Origin of the sequence: Psychrobacter sp. FME13 (assembly GCF_014861395.1) — a bacterium.
Taxonomy (GTDB): Bacteria; Pseudomonadota; Gammaproteobacteria; order Pseudomonadales; family Moraxellaceae; genus Psychrobacter.
Genome location: NZ_RRYV01000116.1, coordinates 1 through 9776 on the forward strand (window position 1 = coordinate 1; position 9776 = coordinate 9776).

The 9776-nt window shown below is 41.5% G+C and carries 8 protein-coding genes and 1 pseudogene; 2 read left to right on the forward strand and 7 right to left on the reverse strand.

Annotation, left to right across the window (positions count from 1 at the left end; translation table 11 throughout):
* The 7 genes from EI164_RS11970 to aspS all read right to left on the reverse strand — a co-directional run.
* Positions 1-113 (reverse strand): IS1 family transposase (locus EI164_RS11970; protein ID WP_192519804.1); only part of this gene is annotated, 113 nt, incomplete at its 3' end.
* A gap of 73 nt (positions 114-186) precedes the next feature.
* On the reverse strand, positions 187-1038 hold the full coding sequence (locus tag EI164_RS11975) for a glycosyltransferase family 25 protein (RefSeq protein ID WP_192520187.1): 852 nt from the start codon (positions 1036-1038) through the stop codon (positions 187-189).
* Between the two features lie 5 nt (positions 1039-1043).
* Positions 1044-1793: a hypothetical protein gene (locus tag EI164_RS11980; RefSeq protein ID WP_192520188.1), complete on the reverse strand. Its 750-nt coding sequence runs from the start codon at positions 1791-1793 to the stop codon at positions 1044-1046.
* 152 nt (positions 1794-1945) lie between these two features.
* Positions 1946-3112 (reverse strand): nucleotide sugar dehydrogenase, encoded by a 1167-nt coding sequence (locus EI164_RS11985; RefSeq protein WP_192520189.1) that lies wholly within the window; start codon positions 3110-3112, stop codon positions 1946-1948.
* A gap of 505 nt (positions 3113-3617) precedes the next feature.
* Positions 3618-4334: a glycosyltransferase gene (locus EI164_RS11990; protein ID WP_192520193.1), complete on the reverse strand. Its 717-nt coding sequence runs from the start codon at positions 4332-4334 to the stop codon at positions 3618-3620.
* A gap of 199 nt (positions 4335-4533) precedes the next feature.
* A complete protein-coding gene (locus tag EI164_RS11995) occupies positions 4534-5478 on the reverse strand; it encodes a lysophospholipid acyltransferase family protein (protein ID WP_192520190.1) in 945 nt (314 codons plus the stop codon).
* 65 nt (positions 5479-5543) lie between these two features.
* Complete coding sequence (aspS, locus tag EI164_RS12000) at positions 5544-7370, reverse strand: aspartate--tRNA ligase (protein ID WP_192520191.1); 1827 nt, start codon at positions 7368-7370, stop codon at positions 5544-5546.
* 353 nt (positions 7371-7723) lie between these two features.
* Here aspS and sohB point away from each other — a divergent pair, with 353 nt between their 5' ends.
* Positions 7724-8704, forward strand: coding sequence for a protease SohB (gene sohB, locus EI164_RS12005; RefSeq protein WP_192520192.1), 981 nt, complete (start codon positions 7724-7726; stop codon positions 8702-8704).
* A 316-nt stretch (positions 8705-9020) separates the two neighbouring features.
* Positions 9021-9722 (forward strand): annotated as a pseudogene (locus EI164_RS12010) (acyl-CoA dehydrogenase family protein); the annotation flags it as partial.
* Positions 9723-9776: the final 54 nt, after the last annotated feature.

The window sequence follows — 9776 nt, forward strand, 5'->3', positions numbered from 1 at the left end:
TGACGTTTGCAGTCCTTGCACTGGTAGTTCTGCTTGCCATAGCTTTTTTTGCCGTTTTTCTTTAAACTGGGACTGTGACAGTCGGGGCAATTGATCTGTATTTGTGTCTTCATAACCTCAAATATATCATCTTGCTTCGGCTGTCACCCTTCTTTTATTACTCCAGCATACTTTTTGATACACCACCTAATTTTTAAGTAAATAAGATAAGTAGGCAAACTCATCTTCATTTGGTCTTATTTCAATATAATTAGATTGACTAGAGTGGCGAGCTTGAATCAGCCCCATATCTACCTGAGCAGCTAAGCGCTTAGATTTAAATGTTAGCTTATCTGATAGGCTATTTGCCGTAGGTTTAGAATGGATGACTGTAGAAATATTGCTTTTGGCAACAGACGGTTGTTCAAGGTTGGACATCTTGTAATGACTTGCCATATCCATTTGAATAGCCAAAGCAGGAATAGATTGTAACTTTTTTAGAGTCTTAGTATGGCACAGAAGAGCATCAGCTAGTCCCGCACCCTTCTTGTCTACTTGATTAATCAGCTTCTTTGCTCCTGCTGGGGTTAGAAGATAAGCTGCTGCTCCTGTTTTATCTAGAAATAGAGTGTGCAGGCTAAAATGTTCTGAGTCTAAGACACTTTGTTTAGTAACAAGCTTCTTTCTGCCTCTAGTTTCGAAAGTAATATGATCATAATCAAGAGACTGATTGTTTTCTAAGACTGCTAAGGCTTCAGGAAGGTGCTCAGACAGTAAGACATCGTCTTCTAAAACCAAAAACGCTTGCCCGCTATTAGCGATATGTTTCCAAACACGGTAATGGCTTAAAAAACAAGCCACTTCGGTACGTCTCAGTTTCCGTTGCCAGTCATTAGCCCACTTTTCATACGTAGCATCTGTTAAGTCATCTACAGATGTTGCTGCGTGACGATGATAGTTGATCTTAAGATGGCTTAATTGTTTTTCCTGAAAGCACCAGCGTTTTACTGCGCTATTTAAGTTAATGACTAACGCTGTTATATTTGATTGATTTGACATTGATTTTATTCCGTCCACCAAGCAGTTTTATCCCGAGTATGCAAAGCACGAAATCGGGAGTACACGGTGTTAGCATCTGGGTGCTGAGCACTTTCAAAAACTTTAAGAACAATGCCGCCAAGTACATGAGCGTTACATAATTTATCTAAGCGCCAGCGCATATTACGTAATGTATCATCAGTACCCACTGCAAATCCTGAAACACCATCAAACAATGCTAATCTTTCAGCTTCTAAAGAATTTTTGCGCTCTAATTTCGGTAAAGCTTTCTCTGATGCGGTTAAAAACAGCTCACTTTCTTGTAGCTTAATCGTATTCACCATGATAACAGCATTCATCAATAAAGATATTAAGTAGTCATCATCAGAGTGATCTATGAAGGTATCACAAGCTGAAATTAACCATCGGGTATTGAGGTTGTTGATCAAAAACTCATGGTTTTGATACCAAAGCTGCTCGAAGATGTTGAAGTTGTTTTTTGTTTGAAAGTCACGGCGTATTAGTACAATTAAACTGGCATGGTAGTACTCAAGCTCTGTACGACCCACAAATTCATGTCTCAAATTATCAATATGAGATTGTAGGTTTTTGTCAGAACCATGAGTGTATGTGCTTGTATCACCCTCAATGATCTGTGAGCTCATGGTTTCCCAATCCACTTGTTGTAATTGATTTGCTACTTTTGCTGCACCAAGTCTTTTACGATGCTGATTCAAAGAAAGTAGGTTAGCCAATTTAGATTTAGGTTGTTTCATTATTACTAATATTCCTTCAGCGTTGGGATTATTTTCAGATGGCGATACCATTTCCTACAATCTACAGAAGGCAATGTGGCCAGCCAAAAGAGTGCTAAATGAGGCATAAACGATAGTCAGTGTTTAATTTTTCTAGGTTTGTAATACAGCAGCTAATCGCTTTCGAACAAGTCACGTGTAAATACTTTATCTGATACATCCTGAATATAAGTGGATAAGCGATTGGCTACAATAATATCACTCATAGCTTTGAATGCGTTTAAATCCGTAATGACTTTTGAATTAAAGAAGTTATCTTCTTGTAAAACTGGTTCATAAACGACCACTGTGATCCCTTTCGCTTTGATACGCTTCATAACGCCTTGGATAGCAGATGCTCTGAAGTTATCTGAGCCACTCTTCATCACCAGTCTATAAATCCCCACGGTCTTTGGTTGTTTTTTGATTATTGCGTCGGCGATAAAGTCTTTACGAGTGCTATTAGAATCAACGATGGCTCTAATAAGGTTGCTAGGGACTTCGTTATAGTTGGCAAGGAGCTGTTTGGTATCTTTAGGTAGGCAGTAGCCACCATAGCCAAATGATGGGTTGTTGTAGTGATCACCGATACGGGGGTCTAGGCCTACGCCTTTGATAATTTGTTTGGTATCTAAGCCGAAGGTCTGCGCGTAGGTATCTAGCTCATTAAAATAAGCAACACGCATGGCTAAGTAAGTGTTAGAAAACAACTTAATGGCTTCAGCTTCAGTCGAGTCGGTAAATAGCAGGGGTGCATCTTTTTTAATAGCACCTTCTAAGAGTAAGTTTGCAAATATTTCGGCACGCTCAGACTGTTCGCCAACGATGATTCTTGATGGGTAAAGATTGTCATAGAGTGCCTTGCCTTCACGTAAAAACTCAGGAGAAAAGATAATATTTTGGCTGGAAAACCTTTCTCTTATACCGTTAGTATAACCAACGGGAACGGTGGACTTTATGATGATAGTAGCTTTATGGTTTACTGATAGCGCTTGTTCAATGACAGCCTCTACAGTTGAAGTGTTAAAGTAGTTGGTCTTTATATCGTAGTCTGTTGGCGTTGCAATAATGATGAAGTCTGCATCTTTATAGGCAGATTGTGCATCAGTTGTTGCAGAAAAATTCAGGTCTTTAGATGATAAAAAATCTGCAATATAATTATCTTCGATAGGTGACTGCTTCGAGTTCAGTAGTTCGATTCTTTCAGAAATGATATCAACCGCAATGACTTCATTATGCTGGGCCAGTAACAACGCATTTGATAAACCAACATAACCGGTGCCTACAACTGCTATTTTCATGATTAATCCAAGTAATTGTTGAATTAGGGCGTGTCTTCAATTCAATCGATAGTCATCTAAATGGGTTAAAAATGGCTAAATTTTGCTAAACGGCGTCAAATAGCTGACTAATATATCGATATTATCTGCGCTATTTTCCTTGTTTGGCTGCTGTTTATCTCATTTTTATCACCATTTTTAAAATGAAGACACGCCCTAGTGTTTGATGAAGACTGATGATTGTTTACGAAGTAGTTATGATAGTAAGGTAAAGGTGGTGTTTAGATAGGCTTCATTGCTGTTTGAAAAGCATATCGCAATTAAGTCTTAGTATAGCTAATTTGTATTAGGGCGTGTTTGATTATTCACAAATAGGCACTGCTGATTGCTGCTAGGTTATGAAATCTGTGTTCCAAACAAAGAGTAAGTCGAAGGTAATGTGAATACCTTAGCAACACGCCTTAGTTTATATTTGGAAAATTATTCAGTATTGCTTGTTGTGGCAGCTATGCTATAGACTTTTTACTTACTGCCAATGAGTTTTTAACCATGGACTTGGTTTAACATGACGATACCACTTGCCGCCGCTACCATTGATGGCATCTGGCGGGTTAATCTCACCATGAAATATTACTATCTTTGCACCATCAGGCAGTGTAGGTGCACGCACAAAGTTAAAAGGAATAGGCGCAATACATTGGTATTTGAAGCTGACGCACCAAGTTTTATCCCAATATTCTAGGTGATGATGTTCGCGTAAATAGTTGGACAAATAGGCCTGTTCGTGGCGTACTTGCTGACGAATAGTGTCAAAGTTGCGCTCGAAGTTTGCCAATAAGTCAGGATACGTGCCCGTACCAATGTTAAAGCGATAGACTGAACTATTGCCAATCATGCGCCATGGTTTTTTCCAGTCACGGATGATGACGACGCTGTCTTCATGCTCGGCTTGGTAAGTGAAAAAGGCATCGATATTATCGACGATAACGATGTCGATATCTAAAAACAGTGCTACGCCTTTGAGATCGTACAGTTCAGGCTTGAACGTTGTAAGCTTTTTCCAACCGCGTTCAGGACCTGCTGGCAGATCCATTTCTGGGATAGGGTGGCACATGATAGCAGGGTCAATACCCGTACTATCATCTGTGAGACAGACCATTTGAAAGTCTAAGGTAAGATGGCGGCTGACCATATTGTACAAGCGGTTGACGTACTCAGGGCCGTATTTATCACCCCATTTCATACAGATGACATAACGTTGCGCAGTAGTACTGGACTCTGCTGCCGTGAAGTCGGTTGATGAGATGTTCGTTAGGTCAGTTGCCATAATGCACTCATATTGATATCGATAAAAAGTTAATAAAGCTAAAAGCCACAAAAGTTAGCCAATATTAGCATGGATGTTATTCACAATCTCTCTAAACGCTTAACTGACTGTATGGTTATTGCTTATGTTGACTTTTATCAGCATGGACAGTTTGATTGTTTTTATGAATAAAATTGGCTAGCGCTTCTTGGTCAGCAGTATAAGGATTGCCCAGTGTGGGAATATGTTTGAAACGTCGATAGCCCCACATATAATGACTGCACTTGTCTTCAATCATATGTTGCATGGCTAAATTAAGTGCCTGAGCAGATGTTTCTGTATTGCGGTCATAAAGTGCTGGATTATCAAGCCGATAGCAATAAATATCAAAGCCACGCCCGTCGTCACGACGGATACAAGATAAGCCTACCAATGCACATTTGGTTTTACTGGCCAATTTGGAGGCGAGCGTACTGGTTAATGTCTCCACTCCAAAAAAAGGCACAACCACACCGCCAGATGGATCTGGAACATGGTCAGGCAATATGATACTAAAGCCACCTTGTTTAAGGGTTTTAAAGATAGCTTTGACACCGCTGCCATCAGTAGGGACCAAAGTTGCATTAAGCCGTGAACGACCTTGCAGCACAAAGTCATCAGTGAGACTGCCTTTGACGGGTTTATACATGATGGTCGGCGAACCAAACTGGTTGAGCCATGCATTCATCATCTCCCACGTACCAAGGTGCGGTACGATGGCCAACATGCCGTTAGGATTAGCCAGTCCTTCTAATAAAATCTCTTTATTATGGACATCACGAATCTGAGAAATACTCCACTCAGGTGACATTGCCCAGCTTTTGATTGACTCAATACTGGTTAAACATTGATGATAAATAATCTCTTTGGTTAACGCTTGTTTTTGTGCAGTGGACAATTTAGGAGCAATCATCGCCATGTTGGTACTAACCGTACGCATGATGCTGAGACTGGGTATCTTTATAATTATCCACGCAGCAAAACGTGCCAATATCTGTAATACAGACAGTGGCACGAATTTGAAAATATGATACGGATTCATGACCATTCACACGGTGATGAATCACGTAACCAGTCAGAAAAGTAGCTAACCATTATCTTGACTGTTTATTGTGCAGATTGATTGGTGTCAGCCTGTGCTTTTTCGCGCACACGGATACCAAGATCACGCAGTTGTCTGCTATCGACGCCAGCAGGTGCTTGAGTCAGTGGGCAATCAGCGGTTTTGGTTTTAGGGAAGGCAATCACGTCACGGATAGAGTTTGCCCCTACCATCAACATAATCAAGCGATCTAAACCAAACGCCAAACCACCATGCGGTGGTGCACCGAATTTCAATGCATCAAGTAAGAAACCAAATTTGTCTTCAGCCTCTTGCTCGCCGATACCCAAAGCTTCAAGTACGGCTTGCTGCATATCAAAGGTGTTGATACGTAAGCTACCGCCACCAATTTCTGTACCGTTCAACACCATATCATAAGCAATAGATAGGGCTGATTCTGGGTTGTGTTTTAATTCATCAACTGAGCCTTTAGGCTTAGTGAATGGATGATGCATTGATGTCCAGTTGCCATCATCAGTTTGCTCAAACATTGGGAAGTCGGTTACCCAAAGTGGTGCCCACTCACAAGTTGTCATGTCAAGGTCGAGACCGATTTTTTGACGTAGTGCGCCGATTGCATCGTTTACGACACTGGCTTTATCTGCACCAAAGAAGATGATATCACCATCTTCTGAACCAGTACGTTCGATTAGGCTTGCCAATACTTCATCAGTCATGTTTTTGATGATTGGAGACTGTAGGCCAGACTCTTTATCTACGCCGTTGTTGATTTTGCTGGCATCATTGACTTTGATATAAGCCAAGCCACGTGCGCCATAGATACCAACGAACTTGGTATAAGCATCGATTTGTTTGCGGCTTAATGAAGCGCCACCAGGAATACGCAGGGCAGCCACACGACCTTTAGGATCGTTAGCAGGACCAGCGAATACTTTAAAATCAACGTCTTTCATCAAATCGGCAATGTCGATGAGTTTTAAAGGAATACGCAAGTCAGGCTTGTCTGAGGCGTAGTCACGCATTGCTTCAGCGTAAGTCATGCGGGGAAACTGCTCGAACTCAACGTCCATCATGGTCTTGAACAAATGCTTGATTAGACCTTCGTTGATGTTCATGATTTCTTCTTCATTTAAGAAAGAAGTCTCAATATCCACCTGTGTAAATTCAGGCTGACGATCAGCACGTAAATCCTCATCACGGAAACACTTAGCGATTTGATAGTAACGGTCAAACCCTGACACCATTAGCAACTGTTTAAATAGCTGTGGCGATTGTGGTAGAGCAAAAAAGTTACCTGGACGGGTACGTGATGGTACTAGATAATCACGCGCACCTTCTGGTGTGGCACGAGTCAAGATAGGGGTTTCAACATCCAAGAAGCCATGGTCATCTAAATAACGACGAATCGCTGATGTGGCTTTCGCACGGAATACCATACGTTCTTGCATTTGTGGACGACGCATATCCAGATAGCGATATTTTAGACATAAGTCCTCTGATACCGTGGCTTTGTCATCATTTAATGGGAATGGTGGGGTTTCAGACTTGGCAAGTACCTCGATCTCTTTACCTAATAGCTCAATTTGACCACTGGTCATATTGGCGTTCTCTGTACCTTCGTAACGACGACGTACGCGACCAGTAATTTTTAGTACGTATTCTGGGCGTACTGCATCAGCAGTAGCAAACGCTTCTGGGGTATCAGGATCAACAACGACCTGCAAGATACCAGCACGGTCACGCATGTCTAAGAAAATCACGCCACCGTGATCGCGACGACGATGTACCCAGCCTACGACACTAATGGTTTGATCAATCAAGCTTTCGGTTACAGCTCCGCAATATTCGTCTCGGTATTCGCTATGCGTCATAATATAGTTATCCAGTTGTCAGCCCAATTCGAAATACAATAATGCAGCCATCGCTGTGCGATTCGAGCTATCCGCTAAAAAACGCACAAACAACGCGATTACGACAAATGGTCATCACGTTGGCTGCAGAAAATTTGGTTTAAACGCATATTATGCCTAATCTGCCTTTGTTATACAACCTGCTGAGGTCAATCAAATAACGGTAATACTTCAGCGCTACATGTATTGATACCAGAACATTTACATCTGGTTAAATATTGTCATATTGCTTGAAAATATAGCCCACTATGCACATATCAAGCTAACTTATAAAATTTATTAAAATGGTTTCAATTACTTAAGGAATACTGCTCATGCTTTTTCATCCCGCAAAAAACCCTATCGAACTACGAGTTATACATTTAAATAAAAGCCAAGAGCAACGCCGTGAGCATTTAATGGAAGCAACTCAAGGCAAAGCGGCACTCAAACAATTCAAAAAGACCATGGCCAAAAAAGCCAAACAGGCATTAAAAGTAAAAACCAAACATAAGAAAAAAAATGCGGATGACAAGGCACAAGTTTTTGTCCTAGATTTTGATGGTGATATCAAAGCAACAGCAGTCAAGCATTTACGTGAAGAAATCAGCACGCTGATCAGCACTGCAAACAAAGGCGACGAGGTCATCGTTCGTCTTGAGTCAGGTGGCGGGATGGTTCATGGTTATGGTTTGGCCGCAGCGCAATTGGTTCGTCTAAAAGACGCGGGCCTAAAACTAACAGTATGTGTCGATAAAGTGGCTGCCAGTGGTGGTTATATGATGGCTTGTGTGGCGGATAATGTGATTGCTGCGCCATTTGCCATTATCGGTTCAATCGGCGTGGTGTCACAGCTACCGAACTTTCATAAATGGCTAAAAAACCATGATGTGGATTATGAGATGTTTACGGCTGGTGACTATAAGCGCACGGTTACTATGTTTGGTGAAAACGATGCCGAAGACCGCACTAAATATCAAGAAGAGCTAGAGCAGACGCATGAATTGTTCAAACACTTTGTCAATACCTATCGTCCAGCATTGGATGTTGCCAAAGTGGCTACTGGCGAGCACTGGTATGGCGAAGATGCACTGACACTTAACTTAATCGATAGTCTACAAACGTCAGATAGCTATATTTTAGAACGTATGGAAAATAGTGAGGTATATGCATTGCACTCGCGTCAAAAACCAACATTGGCTGAAAAGCTCGGGTTGGCTCAAGCAGCAGAAGCGACAGTAAGTACGGTGGTCGACAAACTACCAGATGCCTTGGCTCGTTTTGACCTGAACAGTCGTTTGAATATTCTCAAATAGCAGCAAAATCTAAGCATTGTTTGTGTTTTGTAAAAGGCGTGTCCTAGCGGGTCGCGCCTTTTTGCTGTTTATTCACAAATGCTGTGTTATAAATGAGACACACGGAAACAGTATACGTGCGTACACTATAGTTATTCTACTATAAAAGTATTGTGGTGTTAACCTCGCTTTGGGTATTAAACATACTTCTACACTAGGTTGGCTTGTGCTACTTTTAGGTTGAACCGACTATAAGGCTCTGATGGAGTTTTTTATTAACACTTGATTCAAATGATAAATAAGGAAAAGGAAGTCACTTATGTCAAATAATACATTGATGTTTACCGCAACAGAACATGGGCAAACCATGCATGCCAAAGTCAAAGCATTTATCGAAACCCATATTGAGCCAATAGAAGCGCAGTTTTGGACAGATTGTCACAAAAAAAATCCTGATGGTGATTGGCAGAACTGGGAATGGCCAGAAGCCTATGAAAACCTGCGCAAGCAAGCGCGTGAAGCTGGTTTGTGGAATTTGTTCTTGCCTGATGACACATTAGGTGCAGGGCTTTCTGTCACTGATTATGCACCAATTGCAGAATTGACAGGCCGCAGTTTATTAGCACCTCATGTATTCAACTGTAATGCCCCTGATAGCGGCAATATGGAGTTGTTGTGGCGTTATGGCTCACCAGAGCAACAAGACAAGTGGTTGACGCCAATATTAGAAGGTAAGACGCGATCTGTCTTTTGTATGACTGAACCCGAGGTGGCATCGAGTGATGCCACTAATATGCAAGCGACGGCTGTAGTTGATGCTGATGAGATAATTATCAATGGTAGCAAATGGTGGTCATCTGGTTTGGGCGACCCTGCTGTTGATATTTTGATTGTGATGGCTTATACCCCTGATGAAAACAAAGACCGTCATCATCAGCATTCGATGGTATTGGTACCAGTTAAAACGGCTGGCGTACATATTGAGCGTATGCTTAAAGTATTCGGTGATTATGATGCACCGCACGGGCATGGTGAAGTGGTAACCCTCCCAAACTTAAGACACCTAATAAATAGAATTAAGCTGCCTGATTGA

Coding starts and splice junctions, on each gene's coding strand:
- EI164_RS11975 (WP_192520187.1), bottom strand. CDS start 1,038: ATGTCAAATCAATCAAATATAACAGCGTTAGTCATTAACTTAAATAGC.
- EI164_RS11980 (WP_192520188.1), bottom strand. CDS start 1,793: ATGAAACAACCTAAATCTAAATTGGCTAACCTACTTTCTTTGAATCAG.
- EI164_RS11985 (WP_192520189.1), bottom strand. CDS start 3,112: ATGAAAATAGCAGTTGTAGGCACCGGTTATGTTGGTTTATCAAATGCG.
- EI164_RS11990 (WP_192520193.1), bottom strand. CDS start 4,334: ATGAAATGGGGTGATAAATACGGCCCTGAGTACGTCAACCGCTTGTAC.
- EI164_RS11995 (WP_192520190.1), bottom strand. CDS start 5,478: ATGAATCCGTATCATATTTTCAAATTCGTGCCACTGTCTGTATTACAG.
- aspS (WP_192520191.1), bottom strand. CDS start 7,370: ATGACGCATAGCGAATACCGAGACGAATATTGCGGAGCTGTAACCGAA.
- sohB (WP_192520192.1), top strand. CDS start 7,724: ATGCTTTTTCATCCCGCAAAAAACCCTATCGAACTACGAGTTATACAT.